Annotated in this window: 19 protein-coding genes; 7 read left to right on the forward strand and 12 right to left on the reverse strand. The window is 72.0% G+C overall.

Annotated elements, in window-relative coordinates; translation table 11 throughout:
• Positions 1-7 precede the first annotated feature (7 nt).
• The 4 genes from SMD20_RS44685 to SMD20_RS44700 form a co-directional block, all read right to left on the reverse strand.
• Complete coding sequence (locus SMD20_RS44685; protein ID WP_329593414.1) at positions 8-2,923, reverse strand: helix-turn-helix transcriptional regulator; 2,916 nt, start codon at positions 2,921-2,923, stop codon at positions 8-10.
• A gap of 144 nt (positions 2,924-3,067) precedes the next feature.
• Complete coding sequence (locus SMD20_RS44690; protein ID WP_329593416.1) at positions 3,068-4,309, reverse strand: MFS transporter; 1,242 nt, start codon at positions 4,307-4,309, stop codon at positions 3,068-3,070.
• On the reverse strand, positions 4,306-5,397 hold the full coding sequence (locus SMD20_RS44695) for a PLP-dependent cysteine synthase family protein (RefSeq protein WP_329593418.1): 1,092 nt from the start codon (positions 5,395-5,397) through the stop codon (positions 4,306-4,308). The genes SMD20_RS44690 and SMD20_RS44695 overlap by 4 nt, the downstream gene beginning before the upstream one ends.
• A gap of 93 nt (positions 5,398-5,490) precedes the next feature.
• Complete coding sequence (locus SMD20_RS44700) at positions 5,491-5,925, reverse strand: hypothetical protein (RefSeq protein WP_329593420.1); 435 nt, start codon at positions 5,923-5,925, stop codon at positions 5,491-5,493.
• 185 nt (positions 5,926-6,110) lie between these two features.
• On the opposite strand from SMD20_RS44700, the gene SMD20_RS44705 reads away from it, so the two are divergent.
• Positions 6,111-6,950, forward strand: a complete 840-nt coding sequence (locus SMD20_RS44705) for a helix-turn-helix domain-containing protein (protein WP_329593422.1) — start codon at positions 6,111-6,113, stop codon at positions 6,948-6,950.
• Positions 6,951-7,014: 64 nt separating this feature from the next.
• A complete protein-coding gene (locus tag SMD20_RS44710; protein WP_329593423.1) occupies positions 7,015-7,596 on the forward strand; it encodes a dihydrofolate reductase family protein in 582 nt (193 codons plus the stop codon).
• Positions 7,597-7,673: 77 nt separating this feature from the next.
• On the opposite strand, the gene SMD20_RS44715 is transcribed toward SMD20_RS44710, so the two are convergent.
• Positions 7,674-8,624 (reverse strand): LacI family DNA-binding transcriptional regulator, encoded by a 951-nt coding sequence (locus SMD20_RS44715; protein WP_329593425.1) that lies wholly within the window; start codon positions 8,622-8,624, stop codon positions 7,674-7,676.
• Between the two features lie 148 nt (positions 8,625-8,772).
• Between SMD20_RS44715 and SMD20_RS44720 the strand changes: the two genes are divergently transcribed.
• Complete coding sequence (locus tag SMD20_RS44720) at positions 8,773-11,241, forward strand: glycoside hydrolase family 2 TIM barrel-domain containing protein (protein WP_329593427.1); 2,469 nt, start codon at positions 8,773-8,775, stop codon at positions 11,239-11,241.
• Between the two features lie 477 nt (positions 11,242-11,718).
• The gene (locus SMD20_RS44725) at positions 11,719-11,904 is read left to right on the forward strand and encodes a hypothetical protein (protein ID WP_329593429.1); all 186 of its coding nucleotides are present in this window, start codon (positions 11,719-11,721) and stop codon (positions 11,902-11,904) included.
• A gap of 10 nt (positions 11,905-11,914) precedes the next feature.
• On the opposite strand, the gene SMD20_RS44730 is transcribed toward SMD20_RS44725, so the two are convergent.
• From SMD20_RS44730 to SMD20_RS44740, 3 genes are all read right to left on the reverse strand, one after another.
• Positions 11,915-13,318, reverse strand: a complete 1,404-nt coding sequence (locus tag SMD20_RS44730) for an MFS transporter (RefSeq protein ID WP_329593431.1) — start codon at positions 13,316-13,318, stop codon at positions 11,915-11,917.
• A gap of 28 nt (positions 13,319-13,346) precedes the next feature.
• Positions 13,347-13,805 (reverse strand): MarR family winged helix-turn-helix transcriptional regulator, encoded by a 459-nt coding sequence (locus SMD20_RS44735; RefSeq protein WP_329593432.1) that lies wholly within the window; start codon positions 13,803-13,805, stop codon positions 13,347-13,349.
• Between the two features lie 76 nt (positions 13,806-13,881).
• Entirely contained in the window at positions 13,882-14,394 is a 513-nt protein-coding gene (locus tag SMD20_RS44740) for a hypothetical protein (RefSeq protein WP_329593434.1), read from the reverse strand.
• A 354-nt stretch (positions 14,395-14,748) separates the two neighbouring features.
• On the opposite strand from SMD20_RS44740, the gene SMD20_RS44745 reads away from it, so the two are divergent.
• Positions 14,749-17,643: an AfsR/SARP family transcriptional regulator gene (locus tag SMD20_RS44745; RefSeq protein WP_329593436.1), complete on the forward strand. Its 2,895-nt coding sequence runs from the start codon at positions 14,749-14,751 to the stop codon at positions 17,641-17,643.
• Between the two features lie 22 nt (positions 17,644-17,665).
• On the opposite strand, the gene SMD20_RS44750 is transcribed toward SMD20_RS44745, so the two are convergent.
• Both SMD20_RS44750 and SMD20_RS44755 read right to left on the reverse strand, forming a co-directional pair.
• On the reverse strand, positions 17,666-19,744 hold the full coding sequence (locus SMD20_RS44750; protein WP_329593438.1) for a prolyl oligopeptidase family serine peptidase: 2,079 nt from the start codon (positions 19,742-19,744) through the stop codon (positions 17,666-17,668).
• Positions 19,745-19,786: 42 nt separating this feature from the next.
• Positions 19,787-20,686 (reverse strand): helix-turn-helix transcriptional regulator, encoded by a 900-nt coding sequence (locus tag SMD20_RS44755; RefSeq protein ID WP_329593440.1) that lies wholly within the window; start codon positions 20,684-20,686, stop codon positions 19,787-19,789.
• Positions 20,687-20,830: 144 nt separating this feature from the next.
• Here SMD20_RS44755 and SMD20_RS44760 point away from each other — a divergent pair, with 144 nt between their 5' ends.
• Positions 20,831-21,529, forward strand: coding sequence for an SDR family oxidoreductase (locus tag SMD20_RS44760; RefSeq protein WP_329593442.1), 699 nt, complete (start codon positions 20,831-20,833; stop codon positions 21,527-21,529).
• Between the two features lie 147 nt (positions 21,530-21,676).
• On the forward strand, positions 21,677-22,906 hold the full coding sequence (locus tag SMD20_RS44765; RefSeq protein ID WP_329593444.1) for an MFS transporter: 1,230 nt from the start codon (positions 21,677-21,679) through the stop codon (positions 22,904-22,906).
• Here the strand turns inward: SMD20_RS44765 and SMD20_RS44770 are convergent.
• Entirely contained in the window at positions 22,861-25,113 is a 2,253-nt protein-coding gene (locus SMD20_RS44770; RefSeq protein ID WP_329593446.1) for an alpha/beta fold hydrolase, read from the reverse strand. The two genes, SMD20_RS44765 and SMD20_RS44770, sit on opposite strands and share 46 nt — an antisense overlap.
• Entirely contained in the window at positions 25,110-26,003 is an 894-nt protein-coding gene (locus SMD20_RS44775) for an ABC transporter ATP-binding protein (protein ID WP_329593448.1), read from the reverse strand. The genes SMD20_RS44770 and SMD20_RS44775 overlap by 4 nt, the downstream gene beginning before the upstream one ends.
• Positions 26,004-26,050 lie beyond the last annotated feature (47 nt).

Here is a 26,050-nt window from a genome sequence, read left to right on the forward strand (position 1 = left end):
GGGTGGGTCAGCCGGATCCGCCCATGCGCTGCCCGAGCCCGGCACGCGAGCGCAACCCCAGCTTGCGCAGTACCGCGCTCAGATGCTTGTCCACCGTCTTCGGCGACAGGAACAGCTTCTTGGCGATCTCCCTGTTGCTCAGCCCGGTGGCGGCAAGCTGGGCCACTTCGGCCTCGCGTGGAGACAAAGCGTCACCGTAACCGCGCGTGCCGCCTCTGTACCGGACGGGCCCCGCCACGCCGTGCCGCCGAGCCGTGCTCGCGGCCCGGTCGAGATCCCACCGGGCCTCCAGCTCCTCGAAGACCGCGATGGCGGCCCGCAGCAGCGTTCCGGCCCGCTCTGGATCGTCGCCGCCGCCGAGGAGAGCGGTCGCGGCAAGCTCGCGGCACTGGGCCGCCTCGTACCTGCTCCCCAGCGCGTCGTAGGCGTGAGCGGCCGCCAGGAAGCGTGCCGGATCCCCCGTGACGAATCCCTGCGCGTGGGCCAGCGCCGCTGGTGCCAGCGGCGCGTCCAGCCCGGCCAGCTCCCGCTCGAGCTCCTCGCACAACCGTCCGGCTGCGGCCGCTCGTCCGTCCGCGGCCAGGACACCGGCCAGGGCCGGCAGCATGCGTACGGCCAGCGGTTGCAGCCCTTTGGCCCGCCAACCTGCCAGCATGCCGGTCAGGTCTTCAGCCGGTGGCTCCCCGCGGACCCTGCACAGCCGCAGCAGCATCTCGGCCGCCAGCGGCAGCGCGTCCACCGCGCCGACCTCGACCGCCCTTCCCACGGCGGCGCGGAGCTTGCGTGCCCCCTCCTCGGCCTCACCGCGCGCCACGGCCAGGCAATGGGCGACCAGCTCGGCCGTGACGCGCTGGTGCGGTTGTTCGTCCAGCGCGTCCAGCAGCAGGGCGATCTCCTCGCCCAGTCCAGTCCACTGTCCGCGGAAATAGCGCAGCACCGCCAGGGAGGAACGGATGAGGTACTCCAGCCGCCGGCTGCTGTCGATCTTCAGCCCTCCGCGCAGCGCGGCGTCCAGCAGCCGCTCGCTCACCTCGTAGTGGCCCGCGTAAGACGTCTCTTCGCCGACCGACCAGAAGGCGACAACCTCTTGCCGGGATTCGGGACGGCCGCCGGCCAGGCGGGTCATCCGCTCGGTCAGCGAGGTCCAGCGGGGGTCGCCCATGGTGGTGAGCACCATCGCCACCTTGCCGAGCACCGACAGCTGCAGCGACGGAGTGTCGCCGAGCCGTTCGGCGGCATCCAGGGCGCGGTCGAGCCAGTACACGTGCTCGGCCGGCGGTACCCCGGCCGAGGTCGGCACGCCGAGTCCCACCATCGCCCAGGCCGCCAGCTCCGGGCGGTCGCCGAGGTGGCGCACCGCTGTGGCGAACTGCTCTCGCCGGAGTTCAGGGGCGGCGCCCGCTCGTTCCAGCAGCAGGCCGTACAGGAAGTGCAGTTCGCCGCGCACGCCTGGAGCCAGATCGCGGCTCAGCAGTTCGTCCATCTGGCCGAAGCCGGGCTGCGCGTGCAGACCCTGGACGCAGGCCCAGCCGAACCGCACCGCCATGCGCTCCAGCAGCTCCCCTTCGGGCGGGGCGTCGCGCAGGACGTCGCCGAGCAGGCGGGCCGCCTCGCTGTCGTCGCCGTGCCTGCCCGCCTCGGCCGCGGCCCGGTCGGCCGCCAGGGCCCACTCCTCCATCATCCCGGCGTGCTGCAGGTGGTGCGCGACCTGCCCCATCGGCACCGGCCGCAACCGCTCGACCGCCTCGGCCGCCCGCCCGTGCAGCACCTGGCGCCGCGGCAGCGCGATGCTCTCGTACACCGCCTGCAGGGCCAGCATGTGCCTGAACCCCACACCTGCCGGGCGCCCCGAGCTGTTGAGGGCACCGGGCAGGCGCGCAGAACCCTCGGGGGCGCCGCGCGAGAGCGCGGTGTGCTCGCTCAACAGCCCAGAGCGCAGTGCCTCCTCCAGCCCGGCCAGCGCGGGCTCGCGCTCCAGGCCGCAGATCGCCACCAGCACTTGCACGGGCACGGGCACCTGCAGCACCGCCGCCGCCTCCACCATGGCTCGCGCTTCAGCGGGCAGCCGCGCCACTCGCTCCAGCACCGAGTCGCGTAACGCCCTTGGGACGTTGAGCTCGTCGATGGCCTTACGCGCCCATCCTCGCCCACGCCGGATCAGCGTCCCGCGCTCCCGCAGCAGCGCCACCATCTCCTGGATCGCGAAGGGCAGCCCCGACGTCCGCTCGCACAGATACGCGGCGAACTCCTCCGACACCCCTTCTGACCCGAGGATCTCGGTCATCAGCTCCCGGGTCTCGGCCACGTCGAGCGGCTCAAGTCTCACCTGGGCCCGCGACACCGAAGGAGCCGCCCGCGCCGCGATCGTCCTGGCGTCCAGCGCAACCTCTTCGCCCCGGAACGTGAGCACCACCGACAGCCTGGGCGGCGGGTCGCCCATGAGGTATCCGAGGAAGGCCAGGGTCTGCTCATCGGCCCAGTGCAAGTCCTCCAGTACGAGTACGGCCTCACCCAGAGAGCCCAGCAGCTCCGACAGCGCGCGGAAGACCCGGTGCCGCTCAGCCGCCCGCTCCTCCAGCGGTTCGGGAGCGGGCGGCAACTGCCCGGCCAGCTCCGGCAGCAAGGGCCGTAACGCACCGGTGACAGGCGACAGCGGCCCGCCCGCACTGATGCCGGTGCCGATGTCGCGCAGCGCGTCGAGGAGCGGGCCGAGAGGAAAGGGCTCTCGGATGTGCGCGCACCGTCCCCAGAACATCGCCCGGCCGACACGAGAGGCCAGCTCAGAGACCAGGCGGGTTTTGCCGATGCCCGCCTCACCTTCGACGACGGCCAGAGCGGGCGGATGGACGACGACCGCCAGCAGCCGCTCCAGCTCCGCGCTCCGGCCGACCAGCCCCGGCATGTCCCCGATATAACTCTTCATGTTCGAGCGCCATTCAAGCGCCTGTCAGCCCCTTTTGTCACGGGTTCGATTGCGGGAATCAGTCGGGCCTCAATTCATCGGCAAGGACGACAGCATCGGCGGGGCCTGATCACGACCGCCTCAGCGTGATCTCCTTGCCGCTGGTCAGGTGGCGGCCGCCTCCTGACCGGGGCCGCGCAGCCGCTCGCGCCGGTACAGGCGGCTGACGGCCGCGGCGGAGGCCAGCCCGGCCGCGGTCAGCAGCAGCCACGGCAGCGCGGCCAGGCCGTCGGCGCGGGCGACGTCCACCAGGGCGCCGGCCAGCAGGTTCCCGGCCAGGATGCCGGCGCCGCACGCCAGGTTGTACAGCCCGTAGTAGGTGCCGACCAGCCCCTTTCCGGCCATGTCGGCGATGGTGGCCATCTCGAACGGGAAGGCCACCAGGGTGCCGAGAGTGAGCAGCAGCGTGCACACCACCACCGGGGCCAGCCCCCAGCCCGCAGGCAGCGGCAGGTGCGCCGTGGCCGCGAGCGGCACGAAGGCCAGGCCCATCAGGGCCAGGCCGCGGCTGATCGCCTGGCCGCGGCTCCACCGGGCCGTGCACCAGGCGGTCAACCGCACCTGGGCGGTGATGCCCAGCAGCGCCGACAGCGCGTACAGCGCCGTCACCGCCGCCGGGCCGCCGCCCAGGTGCTGCACCTGCAGCGGCAGCGCCAGATACATCTGGAACGACAGCGCGTAGGAGGCGATCATCGCCGCCGAGAAGGCGACGAAGGCACGGTCCGTGAACGCCCGGCACCACTCGCGCAGCACCGGCGGCCGCGGTCCGGCGGCCACGCGCCGGGCCGGCAGGCACAGGCCCTGCAGCACGGTCAGTACCGCGAAGATGGCCGCGGCCGCCAGGCACACCACGGTGAAGCCGCCGCGCAGCAGCGCGAGCCCGGCGAGCGGGCCGGCCAGGATGCCGCCCTGGTAGAACACGTTGAACACGGCGAACGCCGCGGCCTTGCGCTCCCCGGCCTCGGCCGCCAGGTAGGCGCGGGCGGCCGGGTTGAACAGCGCCCCGGCCAGTCCGGTCACCACCGCCGCCGCGATGAGCAGCGGCACCGTGGTGGACAGGCCGAACAGGGCGAAGCCGATCGTCCGCAACGCGCACCCGGTCATGATCAGCGGCTTGCAGCCGAGCCGGTCGGCCAGGCTGCCGCCGATCAGGAACATGCCCTGCTGGCCGGCGTTGCGCAGGCCCAGGACGAGCCCGATCGTCCACGCGGCCAGCCCGGCACCCGACAGGTGCTGGGCCAGGTACGGCATCAGCATGTAGAAGCCGAGGTTGATGCCCGCCTGGTTGAGCTGCAGCAGCTGGACGGGCCGGCCGAAGGAGCGGAACTCGCGCAGCGTGGCCCTCATCGGGTGCCCGCCAGAGGATCGGTCACGGTGGCGCAGCGGGTCCAGCGGTGCACCTCCCGTTCGTGTGGCGCCGCCAGCACGTCCGGCTCCTGCGCAGGTACGGTGCCGAGCAGGCCGTGGGCGTGGCAGTAGTCGTCGTCGAAGATGGTGCTGGAGTACCGCCACGGCCCGTCGGGGAAGATCGCGACGGTGGTCCGGCCGGGAGCGGTGCGGGCCAGCCAGCCCGCCACCAGCGCGACCGCGCCGGTGCTCCAGCCGCCCGAGACGTAGTGCCGCTCGGCCAGCGTGCGGCAGGCCCAGACCGCCTCGGCGGGGCTGACCCAGTGCACCTCGCTGAAGGCGTCGTAGGCGACGTTGCGCGGGTGGATGCTGGAGCCGAGCCCGCGCATCAGCCGGGTGCGGGCGGGCTGGCCGAAGATGGTCGAGCCCACCGTGTCGACGCCGACCAGCCGCAGGCCGGGGAAGTGCCGGCGCAGCACGGCGTGGATGCCGGCGCTGTGCCCGCCGGTGCCGACCGAGCACACCAGCGTGTCGATGTGGGGGAGTTGCCTCATGAGTTCGTGCGCGAGCCCGGCGTAGGCCTCGACGTTGTCGGGGTTGTGGTACTGGTCCGGGCAGTAGGCGCCGGGGATGTCGGCCAGCAGGTGCTGGACGCGTTCCCGGCGGGCCTGCTGCCAGCCGCCGGCCGGATGGGGTTCGGTCACGGTCTCCACGTGGACGCCGTGACCCGTGAGAAGCCGGCACATCAGCGGCTCCATGCCGGGATCGCTCACCAGGACGACCGGATGGCCGAAGACGATTCCGGCCAGGGCCAGGCCGAGCCCCAGGGTTCCGCTGGTCGATTCGACGATGGTGGCTCCGGGCCGGAGCTCGCCCCGGGCTCGGGCCTGGCGCACCATGTGCAGGGCGGGCCGGTCCTTGATGCCGCCGGGATTGAAGCCTTCGAGCTTCGCCCAGAAACCGCCGATGCCGGATACGGGAGACACAGGCAGCTGGACCAGCGGCGTATTGCCGACCGTGAGGGAGAGCGCGGGATATCCCGGCGAAGCCCCCTCATGCAGGCGCGCGAAAGTCGCGTGTGGTGACATGGAAATTGTTCCCTAGTGATACGTACAATTCGCGGCATGCTGGGATGACCGCGCACTGAAGTGGGCAATGGCCGACGATTGACAATCGTCGGCCTATACGCGCATCACACAGAGACTTTCCGAATGAGGTCCGGGCGAAGGGTGGCTCCTTGCCTTGACGGGCAACGGCCCGGCGCAGGTCTGGGCGAAGGGCAGGACGGCGCTCGCCTGCAGGGTCGAGGGAACCGGCGCGGCGGCCGGACCGGTCGCCGAACAGTCCAGTTCGGTCCCGTGCTGGTGGCGCGGCGGCAGGCCCCGATGCAGGCAGACGGCGTTGTGTACGGCATGGCGCGCGGTGTCGGGCGGCTCTGCCGCGCGCACCCCGGCGCTGTGATCGGCCGACTCCGCCATCTCCAGGGCGGCACAGGCGCCACCATGCGCGAACACCGCGCCGATCACCATCGCGACGGCGAACACCACGCGCGCCAGCAGCCGACAGGCGCCGGAATCGGCCTGACGGCGGGAACGGGTCGTTCGTGTCGCGAGCATCACCGGTGATATTGCCCGCAGAACGACGATGAGCGCCAGGCAATGGCAAATGTTCCCGTAAAGCTCGCCCCTGCCGTCGGTTGTTCATGTGCCGCGTCGATTCGATCCCGGGGGAATTCGCGCGCCGCTGCCGGCTGCGTGACGCCGGCGCTCGATGCCGGCGGGGCGTCGGCGATACTGTGGCCGTGAAGTACGTGTCCAGAGTGCCGCGACCGCCGCTGGACGGGCTGATCGACGACCTTTACTACCTGGAGGGCGCGCCGCCGTACGCCCGGCTGACGCTGCCGCCGATGCCGGCGGCGTTGCTCATCGTCAACCTCGGGCCGCCGTTCCGCATCCGCGCCGGCACCGACATCGAGACGGCCGAGTACGCCGACGGCTGCGTGGTCACCATGCCCACCCGCGCGTCTGAGTTCGGCTACCCACTCCGGACCCGGTCCGTCGGCGTGCACTTCAAGCCGTGGGGGCTGGCGCCGTTCCTGCCGATGCCCGCGGCCGAGCTGTGCGACCGGCCGGTGACGGTGGAGCAGGTCTGGGGCCGGCCCGCCGTCGCCGAGCTGCGGGACCGGCTGGCCGCGGCGGACGGACCGCACGAGATGCTGACGCTGCTCGAGCAGGAGCTGATGCGGCGGCTGCGCGAGACCGCCGGCCTGGGGCTGGTCCGCCATACGAGCAGCGTCATCGCGGCGGCCGGCGGTGCGGTGGCGATCGGCGACCTGAGCGTGGCGGCCGATGTCAGCAGCACTCATCTGGCACAGCGGTTCAAGGAGCTCATCGGCGTCACGCCGAAGCGGCTGGCCCGCACCTACCGCTTCACCGCCACCGTGTTCGCGATCGACCCCGCCGGACCGATCGACTGGGGCGAGCTCGCCGGTGGCGCAGGCTACTTCGACCAGGCCCACTTCGGCCACGAGTTCCGGGCGTTCACCGGGCTCACGCCGACCCGGTACGTCGAAGTCCGGCGGCGGTTCCTGCGCGAACATCCCGGCCACGTGATGGACGGCTGGCCGCTGCCGGCCGATTGATTTCTTACAAGAGCGCCGGCTCACGAGACGCTAATTTGGGGCACCCCAATGCAGAGGAGAGCCCGTGGGCAAGGTGGTCATGTACAGCTCGGTGTCGGTGGACGGCTTCGTCGCGGACGAGAACGACCAGCCCGGACCGCTGTTCGACTGGTTGTCCAGCGGTGACGTCCCGTTGGACGAGAGCGGCGAGCTGAAGGTGTCGCAGACGTCCTACGACTACACCCGGGCGTACTGGGACCAGATCGGCGTCACGATCGTCGGCCGCCACGTCTTCGACCTGACGGACGGCTGGGGCGGCAAGCCGCCGAGCGGCATCGACCACGTGGTCGTCGTGACGCACCGGCCGCAGCCCGAGGGCTGGGACCACGAGGCGCCGTTTCACTTCGTCGGCGGCGTCGAGGCAGCCGTGGCCAAGGCGCGGGAGCTTGCGGGTGACCGCTTGATCGAAGTCGCCGCCGGCGACGTCGGTGGCCAGGTGCTTGCCGCGGGTCTGGTCGACGAGGTGCGGATGGACGTCGTACCCGTCGTGTTCGGGTCCGGCAAGCGCTACTTCGGGTCGGTCCAGGCGCAGCACCTGCTGGAGGATCCCGACGTGGTGATTCAGGGCAACCGGGTGCTTCACCTGCGCTATCGGGTGCGCCGTTGACCGATCTGATCGGGTAAGCGAAAAAGTCCACTCCGAACGCCCGGATGCCGGTCCACGGGCCGGCCCCGGGCGCTGGATCACGTCGATTCGCCCTGGATGAGCCGGCATTCGCCCATGTCAGCGAATTCGGTGTCAGCGGGATCGTGGTGGAGCAGGAGCTGGGCCAGGCGATCATAGGACACGGGCAGGTCGAAGCCGATGGTGGTGAGCCGTGGGCTGGTCTGGGCCGCCACCGGGGTGTCGTCCACGCCCACCACGCCCAGATCCTCCGGCACCGCGCGGCCGATGACCCGGGCGGCCGCCAGCGCCGCCGCTGCGGTGTCGTCGTTGTAGCAGGCCAGGCCCGTGCCGAGAGGCAGTGATCCGATGGCGTCCAGGTCGGCGTCCGCGCGCAGCGCGACGGTGATCACTTGGGGCTCGCCCATGCCGGCGGCCTGACACGCCTCGCGTACGCCCTGCTCGCGAGCACCCAGCAGCACGTCGTCGCGAGCTTCGGTGAGGCGGCCGTAGGCGATGCGGCGGTATCCGCGCCGCATGAGGTGCTCGGCCTGCATCCGTCCCACGCTCCAGTTGGGCCCGCCGGGCTGCGAGATCGCGTGGGCGATGTCGATGGCGCGCACGCCCGCCGAACGCAGGACGGTTCGCTTGCTCTCGCTCAGCTGCGACAGGGCGATGACCGCGCGGGGCCGGGCGGTGGTCAGGACGGCGGCGAAGGAGCGCGCGGAGGCGGTGGACGAGCACATGAGCAAGGACAGGCCGTGCTCGGCCAGCGCCTCGGTCAACCGGTCGGCCATCTGGCTGAACTGGCTGTTCGGGGAGATCGGCAACACGAGGAGGACCAAGTCACTCTGCCCGCGCGCGAGCGCGCGCCCGGCCGAGTGCGGACGGTAACCGAGTTCGGCCACGGCGCGTTCGACGGCCTCGCGGGTTGCCTGGCTGAAGCGGTCGCCGTGCCCGTTGAGGATGTAGCTCACCGTCGAGCGAGACACGCCCGCGCGCTGGGCGACGTCTTCGCTGCTGACCCTCATCGGCACCCCTGTCCGCCTTGGGGCCCGTTCGCCCCGGATAGATGCTAGACGAAACCCCTGCCCAGCCCCTACGCTCTCGATTCACGCGCGTGAATCACGCGCGTGAATATATTGCTGGCGTCCGCCGACTGCCACGAGGAGCACCTCCATGATCCGTGAACCCTTCAACGACGGCTGGCGTGTCGGCGGCCGTACGTCCATCTTCGAGCAGTTCATGCCGGGCGCCGGCGCCGAGCCGGTCGCCGTGACGCTGCCGCACGACGCCATGCTCGCCGGCGGCAGGTCGGCCGAGGGGTCGGACGGCTCGCACACCGGCTACCACCGGCCGGGCGCCTGGCGCTACGACAAGGACTTCGAGGCGCCCGCCTGGTGGGCGGCCAAGCGGGTGAGCATCGAGTTCGAGGGCGTGTACCGCGACGCCATGGTCTACATCAACGACGTCTTCGCCGGCCAGTGGGCCAACGGATACTCCACCTTCCACATCGCCGCCGACCCGTACCTGCGCTACGGCCGGACCAACACCATCCGGGTGGAGGCGCAGGCGTACAAGGACTCGCGCTGGTACAGCGGCGGCGGCATCCACCGCCCGGTGCACCTGCTCATCGGCGACCTGCTGCACATCACCCCGACCGGCCTGCGGGTGAGCACCCCGCAGATCGACGACGAGCTGGCCGTCGCCGCGGTCGCCACCGAGGTGGTCAACGAGGGCACCGGCACCCGTACCGTCGAGGTGCTGCTGGAGGTGTGTGACGGCGACGGCGAGGTGGTGGCCACCGACCGCGTCCCGCTGACCGTGCTGGCGGGGGAGCGGGCGACCGTGCGCCAGCGCGCCTACCTGCGCCGTCCCGCCCTGTGGAGCGTGGAGGAGCCGAACCTGTACACCGCGACCGTCCGGCTTTCCGACGCGGGCGGGCAGGTCGACGAGGCCCGCACGACGTTCGGTGTCCGCAGCGTGTCGGTGGACCCGATCCGGGGCCTGCGCATCAACGGCGTCCCCGTCAAGCTGCGCGGCGCGTGCGTGCACCACGACAACGGGCCGCTCGGCTCCGCCGCCATCGCCCGCGCGGAGGAACGGCGCGTACGGCTGCTCAAGGAGGCCGGCTTCAACGCCATCCGCTCCGCGCACAACCCGCTCAGCACCGCCATGCTGGAGGCCTGCGACCGGCTCGGCATGCTGGTCATGGACGAGACGTTCGACATGTGGACGGTCTCGAAGACCGACGACGACTACGCGCGGCGGTTCCCGCAGTGGTGGGAGCGAGACGTGGACGCCCTGGTGGCCAAGGACTTCAACCATCCCAGCGTGATCTTCTACTCGATCGGCAACGAGATCCTCGAGGTGGGCAACCCGCACGGCGCCCGCTGGGGACGGCTGCTCGCCGAGCGCATCCGGGCCCAGGACCCGACGCGGCTCGTCACGAACGCGCTCAACGGGATGATGGCGATCATGGACCAGATCCCCGCGCTCATGGCCCAGGCCGCCCGAGCGGACGGCGCGCCGGCCGAGGCGAACGACGCGCCGGCTCAGGGGAGTGGCGCGCCGGGCTTCAACGACCTGCTGGAGGGCATGGGCGCGCTCGCCGCCCTGCCCGAGGTCGGCGAGCGCATCGCCGAGTCGGCCGCGGTGCTGGACGTCGTCGGGCTCAACTACGGCGACTCCCGCTACCTCACCGACCACCAGACCCATCCCAACCGGGTCATGGTCGGCTCGGAGACCTTCCCCACCCAGATCGACCACTACTGGAAGCTCGTCACCGAGCACGGCCACATCATCGGCGACTTCACCTGGACCGGCTGGGACTACCTGGGCGAAAGCGGCATCGGCCGCCCCACCTATCCCGGCGAGGGCCCCGCGTTCGCCGCTCCGTACCCGTGGCTCACCGCCTCCACCGGCGACCTGGACATCACCGGCCGGCGTCGTCCCGTCTCCTACTACCGCGAGACCGTCTACGGCCTGCGCCGCACCCCGTACCTGGCCGTGCAACGCCCCGAGCACCGCGAGTTCCCCTTCCAGCCCAAGGGCTGGGCCTGGAGCGACTCCATCGCCGGCTGGACCTGGGACATCCCGGCCGGCACCCCGGTCATCGTGGAGGCCTACGCCGACGCCGACGAGATCGAGTTCGTGCTCAACGGCGCCACCATGGCCAAAGTGCCCGTCGGGGCCGGGAAGGCGTACCTGGCCACGGCCGAGGTGCCGTACCGGCCCGGCACGCTGGAGGCGGTGGCCTACCGGGACGGCGCCGAGACCGGCCGCTGCCTCCTGCGCACCGCGGACGCGCCCGCGCGGCTGCTGCTCTCCCCTGACCGGCCGCACCTCGGCACCGACCCGCAGGACCTGGCCTACCTCGACATCCGCGTCGTCGACGAGCACGAAACGATCAATCCGATCAGCGACCGCACCGTGACCGTGGACCTCGACGGCCCGGCGATCCTGCAGGCTCTGGGAACGGCGAGGCCGTCCACGGAGGAGTCCTTCCAGGCGACCTCGTGCACGACGTACGAAGGTCACGCCCTGGCCGTGCTGCGTCCCACCGGCGCGGAAGGACTCCTCACGGTCACCGTCCGCGCCGACGATCTCCCACCGGCCACCGTCACCATCGAGGTACGCCGACCGTAGGGAACGGAATCCGGCGTCCAAGCTACGGCTTGACGGCGTGGACCCGGCGGGACCGCGGCCCAGCCGCTTCATCTTGTGCGCTGTGAAGATCACTTACTGATGCGGAACGGCCTGCTTGATGGTGCGGGCGGTTCACGGCCAACCGCCCTCGGGGCGTCGAGTCGGCTGTCCAACTCCTGCCGCGCGGTGCGGCAGCGGGCGTAGCCGACCCGGGTCGGCTTGACAGCGGCCACCGTCGCCTCGCCTTCCCCCGGACCAGCCCGCCAGGCGCGTCCGGGCCCCCGGCCGATGGGAGTACGCACCTCCAGCTCGGTGCTCAGCGCACGACCTTCCCGCCGCCGAACACGGCCGCCTGACCGCAGCCCGGCTCATGACCGACGGCTACTGGACCGCCGCGGCCACCGGCGTTTTTCCGATCTCTTACCGCGACCGCGCGCAACTCCTCGCCGTGGCCCGCGAAGTGCTGAGAGAGAACTCATGAACAAGTGGCTGCCGCTGGTGGCGGCGATCGCCCTGGAGGCGACCGCCACCTTGTCGCTGCGCGCCGCCCTGGACCACCCCGCCTGGTTCGCGCTGGCCGCCGTCGGCTACCTGGGCGCTTTCATAGCGCAAAGCATGGGCCTTCGGGCGGGCCTGGGCATCGGCGTCCTAGTCTCGGGATGAGTGCATCTGGCTACGGGTTGGTCTCGGACGGGCGTCGGCGGGCGAGAGCGAGGCTTGTCAGTGTCGTGATCGCCATGGCGCCGATGCCGATCAGCGCCGCGGTGGTGTAGGCGCTGTCCTCGGGGAAGAGGTGGCCGGGGCCGGTGCCCGCGGCGAGGATCAGGCCGCCGACGGCGCTGCCCAGGGAGTATCCGACGCTGCGGACGACGTAGTTGAAGCTCATGGCGCTCGACGTCTCGCTCTTGGGGGTGACGGCCAGGATGACCCCGGGCATCGCGGCCGAGAAGCCGCCGACGCCGAAGCCGAGCACGCCCATCGCCACGAACAGTTCGGCCAGGTCCGACCGGGCCGCCGCGAACAGGGCGAACCCGCCCCCGACCACGACGGCGCTGCCGGCCAGGAGCAGGGGGTCGGCGATCCGCGTCCGGACCCGCGGCGTGAGCTTGCCGGCGACGAACCCCAGCACCGAGAACGGGATGAGGACCAGCCCGGCGACGAAGGTCGTCAGCCCGAAGCCGTAGCCGGCGCCGTGCGGCGTCTGCGCGTACCGGGTGATGAGCGTGAGCAGGAGGTACATGCCGATCCCGCCGACGAACATGGCGAGGTTCGCCCCGGCGACCGCCGGGTGCCGCACCGCCCGCACATCGACCAGGGGCGTCGTGCTGCGCAGCTCGATGACGGCCCAGACGCAGAGCAGCACCACCGCGACCACGGCGAGGCCCGCCGCCACGGCGAGGTGCCGGCTCCACAGACTCCGTTCGCCGGCGAGGAACAGCACCAGGAGCAGCGCGGCGGCCAGGACGACCGCGCCTGCCACGTCCACGTGGGCGGAGCGGCCTTCGGGGGCTTCGGGCATGGAGCGCCACGCGGTCAGGAGGGCGGCGGCGGTGACGACCAGGCCGAAGCCGTAGGCGGCCCGTACCCCGCCGAGCTCGGCGAGCAGTGCGGCCAGCGGGTAGCCGACGCCGGCCCCGATGATCGACACCACCGAGATCAGGGCGATCACGGACGCGCTGCGCTCCTCGGGCAGGTGGTCCCGGGCCACGCCCATCATCAGCGCCGTCAGCCCGAGCCCGACGCCCTGAGCCGCCCTGCCGGCCAGCAGCCACGCGAACGGCAGCGGCAGCACGGTGAGCGCGCTGCCGGCGACGACGACCGTCAGCGTGGCGAGGATCGCGGCCCGCCGGTGCGGGCCGGCCCCGAGCCGGCCCAGGACCGGCGTGGCGACGGCGCCGCTGAGCAGCGCGACGGTCAGCGTCCACTGCGCGCTGCCGAGCGAGACGCGGAACGAGGTCGCCACGCTGGTGATGAGCGGCGTCCCGAGGCTGGCGACCGCCGCCACGACCAGAGCGATGAACATCAGGGCGGGGACGAGCAGCCGCGCCTCGGTACGCGCCACCGGGAATGCCTTCACCGCGACCCCGCGGCCGGCTGCCCAGTCATCACTGCTTCGGCCCTTCGCGGTCCTGGCTTTCGAGCTCTGCCAGATGCTTCAGCGCCGGAAGGGCCGCCACCAGCGCCTCGACCTCGTCGCCGGTGAGCTCGCCGATCAACCGCTCGAACGCGTGGACGCCCGCCTGGCGCCGCTTCCGGACATAGGAGGCGCCGGCCTCGGTCAGGCACACCAGCGTGACCCGCTTGTCGGACGCGTCGCCCCGCCGCTCGACCAGGCCGGACTCCTCCATCACCCGCACCAGGGCGGTCATCGCGGGCTGGGTGACGCCCTCGACCGCGGCCAGGTCGGTGATGCGCCGCGGGCCGGTCCGGTCCAGGGTGGCCAGGGTGGCGGCGGACGTCAGGCTCATGTCACGGGGCAGGCGTCTCACGGCCCTGGTGGCCAGGCCGTAGAGGGCTGCCCCGATGGCGGCGGCCGCGCCAGGAGCGGTGTCTTGACGACTCACGCTCGAAGCATAACATTTTTATATTCACAGTTTATGTAAATGCTGTGGTTCGCCTGGCAACACGCGCCCCACGCGGTCAGATGACGCGGACCTGGAACTGGTCCCCGTCCAGCACGCGGGACTTGTAGTAGAAGGCGCCCAGGTCGGCGCCGCCGAGAGTGTTCTCCGCCAAGGGGATCATGCAGGCGCTGTAGCCGCCGGAGTCGTTGGGGGCGCGAACGGGCAGCCAGTTCGCGTTGCAGCTGAACCCGGCCCCGGTGTTCCAGTTGATGATGAGGATGGTGCGGCCGTAGGGCTGGGAGTACGCGCCGTTGTAGGTGGACTTGAACGGGTACTCGTCACACGACCAGGTCCCCGGAGCCGTGGGTTTGGGGTGCCCCGGCGGGCAGGCCGTGTTGTAGTTGTTGTCCATCAGGGTCTGGTTCTGGGTCCTGGTCAGGATGCTCGGCATCCTGAAATGGTTGATGGCGAGCTGGAGGTGGCGGGCGTACGACGGATAGCGCGACGACAGCACGTCGTGCACCGGACGGACGGAGTCGTAGACGCAGCCCATCGGATACCCGGGCAGCGCGTCGTCGCAGCGATGCACCGCCGGCGCCGTGATCGAGGGGATCGTCGTCGGGTTGACCCACGCCGCGTTGGCGAACCAGCGAATGGGTGCGGCCAGGAAGCGCGGACCCGCCGACCAGCCCGCTGCTGGACACCGTGCAGCTGGCCAGGCATTCCGGCTCTGCGTAGACGAAGCACACGCAGTTCGCCGTCCGGCTCAGGGTGGGGCTCCCGCCGCAGATGTCGGCGGCGATCCCGGCCTCGGCCTTGGAGGTCTTCGACGCGCCGGCTTTCACTTGCCGTCCCCGCTTTCCATCTGACCACGGGTTACTCCCCTCGTAAAAAGAGACGTCAGGCGAAGGAGAACCCCGGCCTCTGGACAGGCTCTGGGTGTTTGCTGAACACTGTGGCGGTGCTGGTCGTCCAAGTGCTCGGCCGCCTTCGGGTGTGGCACGATGATCGCGAGGTCGACGCCGGGCCGCCCGCCCGCCGCCTGATGCTGGGGGTCCTGGCGCTCAACGCCGGACGGCTGACCACCCGCCGGGAGCTGATCGAGTCGCTGTGGGGCGAACGGCCGCCCTCAAGCGCGGTCAACGTGCTCCACACCCACACCAAACACCTGCGCCGCCTGCTCGACCCCCGCCACAGCCCGCGCGGCCAGGACGGCGTCCTCTCCACCGTCGGCGACGGCTACCTGCTGCGCCTGCCGGAGGACGCCCTCGACCTGCTGCGCTTCCGGCGTACGGTGGCAGCCGCCCAGCAGGCAGAGAACTGCGGCGACCCGGCACGAGCCGCCGCGCTCTTCCGCGAGGCCCTGCGGCTGTGGGAGGACGACGACCCCCTGTGCGACCTGCCGGCCCTCGAAGGCCACCCCAAAGTGTGGGGCCTCAAGACCGAGCGCCGCCGCGCCCAACTGTCCTACTGGGACCTGATGCTGCGCGCCGGCAACGCCGCTGAGATCATCGCCGCGCTGGCCGTACAGGGCGCGGCGAACCCGCTCGACGAAGCCGTACAGGCCACCCTGATCCGCGCCTACCAGGCGACGGGCCAGCGAGCGATCGCCTTCGAACACTACGAAGCCACCTGCCGCGCCCTCGCCGACGAACTGGGCGTCGAACCGAGCGGCGAACTCCGCCAGGCACACCGGCAACTGCTCGAGGAGCAGGAAAGCCGCGACGCGCCGGCGATCCCGCGCCAACTCCCGGCGCCGGTGCCGGACTTCACCGGACGCACCGACGAACTCGCCCGGCTCGACACCGCCCACACCCGCCGCCCACCAGCGATCGCCCTCATCTGCGGCACCGCGGGCGTCGGCAAGACCGCGCTCGCCGTCCACTGGGCCCACCGCAACCGCGAACTGTTCCCCGACGGACGCATCCACCTCGACCTGCGCGGCGACGACGCCCAACACGCGCTGTCCCCGCACGAAGCCCTCGGCCGCCTCCTGACCGCCGTCGGCGTGCCCGACCACGACATCCCAGCCGACGCCCACTCACGAGCCGCGCGCTGGCGCACCGAGACCGACGGCCGCAGGCTGCTCGTCCTGCTGGACAACGCGGCCACGGCCGACCAGGTACGACCGCTGCTGCCCGGCACCCACGACCCCCTCATCCTGATCACCAGCCGCGACAGACTGGCCACCCTGGCCGCCCTGCACGGCGCACACCGCATCGAACTGGACCTGCTGCCCCACACCGACGCCGCCCACCTGCTCCGCCGCCTGCTCGGCGAACGGGCGGGCACCGACCCCGGCAGCGTCGACTCGCTCGCCACCATCTGCGCCCGTCTGCCGCTGGCACTGCGCCTGGCCGCCGAGTACGCCGCAGCACAGGCCCACCTGCCGCTCGCCGGCGTGGTCACCCGCCTGCACCGCGCCGGACCACTCGACCTGCTCGACTGGGGCGGCGCGGCGGCCATCCGGCACGTCTTCGGCTGCTCCTACCGGCTGCTCGACGCCGAGACGCAACGCCTGTTCCGGCTGCTGAGCCTGAACCCCGCACCCCACTCCACACCGGCCTGCGTCGCGGCGCTCGCCGACCTCGACGAGTTCGTCGCGGCCCGGCTCCTGCACCGCCTCACCTCGGCACACCTGCTGCGATGCGACGCCCTCGGACGCTACGGATTCCACGACCTGCTGCGCGCGTACGCCGCCGAGCTGAGCCTAGCCACCGACGGCGAGGCCGAACGGCAGGCCGCCACCGACAGACTGCTGGACCACTACTGCGAGACCGCCGTCGAAGCCGGCGACGCCCTCTACCCCGGCTGGAGCGGAAGCAGACGGCACGCCGGGCTCACACTCAAGCCCAGCGGCGTCACCCTCTCACCGGACGCCGCACTGTCCTGGCTGGACAGCGAACTGGCCTCGTTCGGCACGATCTGCCAGTTCGCGGTCCGAAACGGACGGCCGGAACGGGCCGTCACCCTCGCCGCCGCCCTGCACCGCTACCTGGAAGCGGGCCACGGCACCGAAGCCCTGTCCATCTACGCCTGCGCCATCGACGCCGCCCGGCAGATGGCAGACCCGCAGGGCGAGGCGCACCTGCGCACCAACGCCGGAGTCGTCCTGCGGCTGCTCGGCCGGTACGCCCCGGCCGTCGAAGAACTCAGCCAGGCACTGGAGCTGTGCCGGCGCACCGGCAACCGCCACGGCCAGGCCCGCGCCCTGTCCAACCTGGGCATCATCGAAGAACGCCTCGGCGAGTTCGCCTCCTCCGCCGCCCGGCACAGCGAGGCCGTCACGCTCTACCGCGACATCGACGACCCCTTCGGCCAGGCGGCGGCGCTCACCAACCTCGGCAACCTCGAAGAGTCGATCGGCGAGCTCACCGGGGCGGCACAGCACCTCCTGGCCGCGCACGACATCTTCGCCACGCTCGGCGAACGTTCCGGACAGGCCATCGCCCTGTGCAACCTCGGCCAGATCTACACCTCGCTGGGCGAGGACACGTTCGCCGTCGCGAAACTGCGCGAGGCCCTGAGCCTGTTCCGCGAGCTCGAACACCGTGACGGGGAAGCGACCGCCCTGAGCAACCTCGGCACCGCCCTGTGCCGCCAGACCAAATTCGACGAGTCCCTGTGCCACCTGGAGCAGGCCCTGGAGATCTTCCGCTCGACCAGGCACCGGTACGGCGAGGCCAGTGTCCTCAACGCCATCGGTGAGACGCTGCACACCATGGGCCGTGACGCCGAGGCGGCGCAGCGGCACCGGCTGGCGCTGGAGATCGCCACCGAGACCGGCGACGAGGACGAACGCGGCCGCGCCGCCGCCGCGCTCGAAAGCCTCGCCTGAGCCGCCTTTACCTTGGCGATTTCTAGTCGGACGCGTGCAGGATGAAGGCCAGCACATCGGCGAGCAGTGCCTGCTCCTGGTCTCTGGTCGAGCCGGCGCCGTGGCCGCCGTGCTCCTCGACGCGCAGCAGCACCGGCCGGCCGGAGGCCGTGCTCGCCCGCAGGCGGGCGGCCAGTTTCGCCGGCTGCCACGGCGGCACCCGCGAGTCGCGCAGGCCGGTGGTCAGCAGCACCGCCGGGTACGGCACGCCGTCCCGAACCCGCAGGTAGGCGTCGATGATCAGCAGGGCACGCAGGCCCTCCTCAGTCGTGACGCTGCCGAACTCCGGCACGTTGATCGGCCCGCTCTCGCCGAACTCGTTGCGCGTGGCGTTCACCGTCGGCACCTGGATCGCCATGGCCGCCCACAGATCGGGGCGGCGCACCAGCGCGCCGCCGGTGGGGATGCCGCCGGCGCTGACGCCCTTGCCGGCCAGCCGCCCCGGGCGGGTGTAGCCGAGGGCGATGAGATGCTCGGCGCAGTCGATGAAGTCCGTGATGGTGGCCTCCTTGCGCTCGCCGCGCCCGGCCTCGTGCCATGCGCGGCCGTAGGCGCCGCCGCCGCGCAGGTGCGCGACGGCGTAGACGCCGCCGAGCTCGTACCAGGCGAGCATCTCGGGCTGGAACTCCGGCAGGTCGGTCATCCCGGAGGAGCCGTAGCCGGTGAGCACGGCCGGGTTGTCGCCGTCCAGCTCCAGGTCCTTGTGATGGATGACCGTGAGCGGGATCGGCGTCCCGTCCCTCGCGGGCACGTGCAGGGTACGGGCGTGCACGTCGCCGAAGTCCACCGGCGATCGGGGCGCCAGCCCGGTGTCCTGGAGGGACTGGCCGTCGTAGCGGTAGAGCCGTGGCGCGTCGGTCCAGCCGGCCATCAGCAGCAGGGCTTCGGGCCGCTCGGGGTGGGTGGTCCACTCCAGGACGGCGCCGTCCGCCGGCATCGGGAGGTCGGCGGGCTCGCCACCGGACAGGGGCGCATGCCGTACCCGGCTGACGCCACCGTCGAGATCGCGCACCAGCAGCCGGTCGCCCACCACCCGCACCGTCTCCACCACCCGCTCACCCGCGGGCACGACCACCTGGGCTCGGGACAGATCTGGTGCGGCAAGCGGAACGGCCAGCACGCGGGAGCGCGGCGCGTCCCGGTGGGAGACCAGGTAGAGGGTGTCGTGGCTGGTGGCGAAGGCGGTCACGCCGTCCGCTGCGCCCGCGACCTTCCGCCACGGGCAGGCGGCCGGGTCGGACAGCCCGGTCCGCGGCGCCACGTACAGCGTGCAGTCGCTCAGCTGGTCGCCGGTCCAGGGCCAGGGGCTGAGCGCGCCGTGGGAGATGATCGCCAGCATCCACACGCCGTGCGGCGGCACCACCAGGAAGGGCCGGTCCTGCGGGGTCAGCTCGACGTGGGGGTTGAGGCCGCGGGCCAGCACCACCGTGTCCTGCGCCGGGTCGGCGCCCAGGTGGTGCAGGAAGGAGCGGCTGTCCAGGCGGTGCCGCTCCGCGTAGCGGTGATAGACGAACGAGCGGCTGTCCTCCAGCCAGCTCAGGAAGGCGAAACGCGTCGTGGGCGGGATCGTCTCCCGCAGGGCTCCGGAGTCGGCGTCGATCACGTGGAGGGAGCTGTCCTCGGACCCGGAGGCGGAGACGGCGCAGGCGACGTGACGGCCGTCGGGGGAGGGCACGTACCAGTCGATGGCGTGGTGGCCGTCGCCGGGCAGCGTGCCGGGGTCGAACAGGAGCCTGCTCGCTCCGCCGGCCTCGGTCACCGTCAGCACCGGCACGCGCGCGTCCGGCTCGCGTACCAGGGCGAAGACCCGGTCGGCTGCCATCGCGAGGCCGAAGTACCGCGTGAGCGCGCTGCCCAGTTCGCGGATCCGGGTCAGCAGGCCGGCGCGGTGCGGCAGGGCGTCCAGGTGCTCGCGGGCGTGCCTGGCCTGGCCGTCCAGCCAGTGGTGGAACTCCTCGCCTCGGGTTTCCATCCACCGGTAGGGATCCTCGAGCGTGATGCCGTGGAGGGTCTCGCGCACGACGTCCACCCGGGCGATCGGGGGTTCGGTGATGTCGCTCATATGCGCATGATCATAAGTCGGAGATCCAGAGGATCCTCCTCCTCAGCCCCGGCCGCGAGCCCGCTGTCCCCCGAGTGCCGGCTGGGTGGCTGCCAGGCTGGCCAGGAGCTTGAGCCGCTCTTCGGAGGTGCTGCCCGGTTCGGCGGTGTAGATGGTGAGGCCGTACACCGTCCGGCCGGACACGGGCAGGTCGAGGGACCGGTAGGTCAGCTTCAGGTCGCCGACCTGCGGATGCCACAGCTGCTTGCTGCCCTCATGGCGGATCCGCACGCCGTGGACGGCCCACTGGCCGCGGAACTCGGTGCTGAGCGTGGACAGCTCACCGACGAGGTCGCGCAGGGCCCGGTCGTGGGGCTCGCGTCCGGCCTCGGCGCGCAGCAGCGCGGCGCTGACGACGGCGGCCTCGTCCCAGTCGACGAAGAACTGCTGCGAGCCCGGGTCGAGGAAGACGTAGCGGGCGATGTTGGCGCGGCCGTACCGCGTGGTGACAGGGCTGTCGAAGACCGGCGCGAGCAGGGCGCGGGCCAGCGCATTGCAGGTGACGATGTCCTGGCGGCCGTTGCGTACGAACGCCGCCGACATCGTCATGGAGTCCAGCATCCACTGGACCGGCGGCGGGACCTGGACGTCCTTGCGGCGCGAAGGCGCGCGGCGGGCGGCGTGGGCCAGATCGAACAGATAGGTGCGTTCGTCCTGGTCCAGGCGCAGGGCCTGGGCCACCGCGTCGAGCACCTCTTCCGACACGCCGCTGATGTGGCCCTTCTCCAGCCGGGTGTACCACTCGGTGCTCACACCGGCCAGCACCGCGACTTCCTCGCGGCGCAGCCCGGGGACCCGGCGCCGGCCGCTGGTGGGCAGCCCGACCTGCTCTGGGGTCAGCTTCGCGCGCCGGGTGGCGAGGAAATCCCGGATCTGGGCGCGGTTGTCGGGCCGGTCGTCCATGCCGTCCACGGTAACGGCAGGGTTCGCGCAAGTGGCGGTGGCAGAGGGGTTGAGCTTGTCCCCCCTATGAACGCGCTCTGCCTCGTACGCGGCCAGGCGGGTTTCCTGGGATCAACAGGACCGCCAACACCCGGGAGCATGACCATGACCGGCAAGACCGTACTGATCACCGGCGCGACCAGCGGCATCGGCGCCCACACCGCACGGTTGCTCCTCGACCGCGGCCACCGCGTGGCCGTCACCGGCCGCGACGAGACCAAACTCAAGTCCTTCCTCGACGAGGCCGGCCACCCCGACCGGCTGCTCGGCATCATCGCCGACGCCGCCGACTGGCCTGCCACCCAAGCCGCCGTGACCCGCACCGTGGCACACTTCGGCGCCCTGCACGCCGCGGTGGCCAACGCCGGCTTCATCCCCGCCGACCACCCGCGCACCATCGCCGACGGCGACCCGGAGCTGTGGGCGCCCATGGTCCTCACCAACGTCCTCGGCCCCGCCCTGCTGGCCAACGCCGCCCTGCCCCATCTCGAGACCACGGGCGGGCGGCTGGTGCTCATCGGCAGCGTCGCCGGACTGAAGAACAGCCCCGCCAACCTCTACTCCGCCACCAAGTGGGCCGTCACCGGCATGGCCGAGAACCTGCGGATGTACGCCACCAGCCGCGGCATCGGGGTCACCCTCATCAACCCCGGCATGACCGACACGGCCTTCTGGCAGGGCGGCGTCCCGCCGTTCGCCCTGTCCCCCGAGCCCGTCGCCGAGGCCATCTGCTTCGCCCTCGGCCAGCCGGCCGGCGTCGACCTCAACACCCTGACCATCCGGCCGGTCGGCCAGCCCGTCTGAGCCGCGCTCGGCTGGGAAGGCCTGCGGCAACGGCCGCTGCTTTGCGGCGTGCATGCGCATCCGGACGACGAGGCGGTCTGGACCGGTGGAACCCTGGCCAAGTACGCCGCTGAGGGCGATCAGAGGCTGCCACCCGGGAGGCCGGTCGTGCGATTCGTACCGCCGAGCGTCGATCTGACGGCACTGCGCAGTCCTGCCTTCCGGCTGATCGCGCTGGCGCAGCTCGGGTTCGTGCTGGGCGAGCAGGTCCTGGTGGTGGCCGTCACCGTTTCGGTGCTCGGTGCCGGAGGCGATGCGGCCACGGTCGGCGTCGTGCTCGCCGCCAAGGGCGTCGCGTCGTTGTGCCTGCTCCTGCTCGGGGGAGTCTGGTCGGATCGGCTGCCCCGGCGGCGGATCCTGACCGTCATGCTCGTGGTCGACGCGATCACGGCGGGTGTCCCCCTGCTGGTGACCGGGAGCCTCTCGCTGGCCGCCGTCATGTTCGTGCTCGGCGCGGCGGAGGCGTTCATCCGGCCCGCGCTCAACGCCGTCCTGGCGGGTGTGCTGGGGGAGGACCAGCGGGTCTCCGGCCGGGCCCTGGTCAACATCTGCACCCGGCTCGGGGTCGTCGCCGGTCCGGTGGCCGGCACGCTGCTCGCCGGTGGGAGCATGGCCTTTCCCTTCGTGCTGGCGGCGCTGGTGTTCGCGGCGAGCGCGTTCGCCTTCCGGCGGCTCGCCGAGCCGTCGTGGACGCCGGCGGCCCGCCGTTCCCTGCTCAGGGAGGCGATGGCGGGGTTCGCCGACGCCGGGCGGCGGCCGTGGCTGACGGCGCTCCTGCTGTTCTCCCCGATCAGCCTCATGTTCGTGATCGCGCCCAGCCAGGTGCTGCTGCCCGTGCTGAGCCGGGACACGTTCGGCTCCTACACGGCGTACGGCACGGCCCTGGCCTGCTACGGCGCCGACGGGCTGATCAGCAGCGTCACGATGATGGCCTGGCGGCCACGACGCCCGGGAGTCGTGGCCATGTGCGCGATGGCGTTGTATGCCCTCGTCCCGCTCGGCCTGTTGTACGCCCCTTCGATGTGGATCCTGTTCTGCTGCTACCTCGTGGCCGGGTTCGGCGTCGAGACCTACGCGTTGTGCTGGGATGTGGCGATGTACCGCGAGGTGCCCGACCACCTGATCGGCCGGATCACCTCGCTGGCCTGGCTCAGCACGTTCGGCCTCATGCCGTTCGGCCAGGCCCTGACGGGGCCGCTGACGGACCTGGCCGGCAGCGGTGCCGTCCTCCTGGCCGCGGCGGGGCTCGTGCTGGTGATCCCGCCGGGTCTGCTCCTCGTCGCCGGCATGCCTCACCTGCGCGGCACCCGTACGTCAGGACCTTCGGCGCCGGTTTGATCGCCGCCGGCACAGACGGTGTTCGTGGGCGGGACGCGGAGGTCGATGAAGTACCGGTTGGCGTGCGCGATCGTGCACGGGTCGCCCGTGTGGTAGAGCCCGTGCCCGTGCCCCTCGAAGCGGATCGTGCCCGATCCCGGCACCCGGAGGGCGAGGTCGGCGGTGTCCGCGTAGTCGGTCCACGTTCCCGCGCCGACGAACGGCGGCAACTGGTTCACGGGAAGGGGAGCGGTGGGAGTGCGTACCGGTTCGGGCCAGCCCACGCAGCCCAGCGGGTGCCACAGCTCGGTGCCGGACAGGTGCGGTGCGATCCGGTCGCCCAGGGCTCGCAGACGGCGGTACTCCGCGTAGTCGCGATAGCCGATCCCGTCCGGGCAATGGGTCATGTTCATCCCGACGGACGAGGGTGGCTTCAGGCTGCCCAGCGTTCCCGCCTTGACGTAGTCGGAGAATCCGGTGGCGTCCCCCTTCTCTGCCCGCCTGATCGCCTGGGCCAGCTCCTTCCACCGTGCGTGGTCCGTGCCGGGCGTGACGAGGTCGGGCATGGCGGCCACGGCGATGTCGAAGCCGCTGTAGGCGACTCCCTTCTCGGCCGGTACGGGGGAGCGGTCGGCCGCCGAGCGGAGGTCGTTCCACACCGTGCCGACGTCACGTCCGTGCAGGGCGCAGGCGGAGTCGGTCGCGCACCATTGGCTGAAGCGGGTGAACTGCGCTTCCATGAGGGCGTATCGCGCTCGGTCCTCCTCGCTCTTGTCCCGGAGCGTGTTGACGGTCCCATCCAGGTACATCGCTCGTACCCGGCTCGGGAAGAGCCCGGCGTAGGCGAGCCCGGGAACGCCGCCGTAGGAGGTCGCCATGAAGGTGAACTGCCGCTCGCCCATCGCCGAACGGATCGCCTCGATGTCGCGCGCGAAGGAGACGGAGTCGAGGTGACCGAACAGCTCAGGGTCGGCGGCGCGGCAGCGCTCGGCGGCGGCCCGGTTCGAGCGGGCCAGCGCGGCCCACTCGCGCTCGTCGCCCGGCGGAGTGATCCACGGGCCGGTGGTGAGGCAGTCCTGGTCGAGGACGCCCAGCTCGATGCCGTTGCGCGGCAGGAGGCTGACGACGTCGAAGCGGTCCCGGATCTGGGCGAAGCTGCCCGCGCGCCGCTCCAGGTCCTCCACTCCGGAGCCGCCCGGCCCGCCGGGGATGGAGAACAGCACGCCGATGCGGTGGCGCCTGCCGGTGTGGGGCAGCATCGCGAGGGGGAGCGTGATCGTACGGCCCCGGGGTTCGGCCCAGTCGACGGGGACGCGGATCTCGCTGCAGAGCAGCTTGTCGCAGGGCTTCCACGTCAGGGTGGACGCGGGAGCAGCGGCGGCGGACACGGGCGCGGCGCCCACCAGGAGGATCGTGGCGGCCGAACCGGCGAGCAGCGGCCGGAGGCGGTGCCCGCGCAGCGCGATGGCGACCGCCGCGGCGGCCATGGCGGCCACGGTGTACGCGGCCAGCAACGCGCCCGCGGCGAGCGGGGTGAGCAGGCCGTCGGCCGCGATCTGGCCGGGCAGCGCCCCGATGAGGTGCGCGCCGATCTGGTCGCCGAGCGGACGCGGCAGGGTCTGCGCGGCGACCGGCAGGATCAGCAGCAGGACCATCAGCGTGACCAGCGTGCCCGCCGTGGAACGGATCGCCGTGCCGAGTCCCAGCCCCATGAGCGCGACCAGCGGCATCGAGGCGCCGGTGATCAGCAGCCCCGCGAGGACGCCCGGCTCGGACAGGGAGGCGCCGAGCGTCTCGCCGTCCAGCAGCACCGTGCCGGCTCTGGCGCCGAGGACCGCCATGGTGGCGGCGTACATGCCGAAGACCAGCACCTGCCCCGCGACCAGGCTCACGGCCACCAGGACCGGGATCTTCGCGAGGAGGAAGGTGCGGCGGGCCGGGACGGCCGTCAGGCTCGTGCTGATGTGGCCCGTGCCGTACTCGGTGGTGATGGACAGCGCGCCGAGCGCGCCCATCACGAGGTGGGCGAAGGGCAAGCCGGTGCCCAGCCCGTCGCCCAGGCTGCCGAAGCGGCGCTGCTCCGCGCCCCGCTGGGCGTCGAAACCGCGCGTGACCAGGAAGGCCACGCCCGCGCTGAGGCCCACCGCGATCAGCGCGGAGAGCAGCAGGCAGAGGTTGGAGCGGAGCGTTCTGAACTTCAGCCACTCCGCCGCGATCGCGTCCTTCATCGCGCCACGTACTCCCTGCTGTCGCCGGTCAGCTCCATGAACGCCTCCTCCAGGGAGGCCTCGCGCGGCGTGAGCTCGTACAGCGCGATGCCGTGGGCGAAGGCCAGCTCGCCGATGCGCCTGGCTTCGAGCCCGGTCACCGCCAGCCCGTCCTCCGCCCGGACGACGCCCCCGTTGGCCCGCAGAACCGTCGCCAGCGCCGCCGGGTCGGCGGCGTGGACGAGCACGTCGCGCCGGTGCCGCTCGGCGAGGGCCGCCATGGGCGTGTCGGCGATCAGGCGGCCGCGCCCCACCACCACGACGTGGTCGGCGGTCACGGCCATCTCGGCCATCAGGTGGCTGGAGACGAGCACCGTCCGGCCCTCCGCGGCCAGCGCGCGCATCAGCTCGCGGATCCACCGCACGCCCTCCGGGTCCAGTCCGTTGACCGGTTCGTCGAACATCAGCGCCTCCGGGTCGCCCAGCAGCGCCACCGCGATCCCGAGCCGCTGCTTCATGCCCAGGGAGAACCGCGCGATCCGCCTGCCAGCCGCGGACGTCAGCCCCACCCGGTCGATCACCTCGTCCACCCGGCCCAGGCCGATGCCGTTGCTGCGCGCCACGCACGCCACGTGCGCCCGTGCGGTACGGCCACCGTGGACGGCTCCGGCGTCCAGCAGCGCCCCGAGCGTCAGCAGCGGGCGCTTGAGCAAGGCGTAGGGCCGCCCCGCGACCAGGGCGGTGCCGGCCTGCGGGGCTTCCAGGCCGAGGACGGCTCGCATCGTGGTGGACTTCCCGGCGCCGTTGGGTCCGAGGAAACCGGTCACCTGGCCCGGTTTCGCGGCGAAGGTGAGCGCGTCCACCGCGGTGGTCTCGCCGTACCTGACGGTGAGGTCGTTGACTTCGATCATGGGCTCCAGCCTCGCCGCGGGTGCGGGCGCCCTCCATCCGCCTGCAC

It is taken from the genome of Nonomuraea sp. LP-02, from assembly GCF_036289125.1.
Classification (GTDB): domain Bacteria; phylum Actinomycetota; class Actinomycetes; order Streptosporangiales; family Streptosporangiaceae; genus Nonomuraea; species Nonomuraea bangladeshensis.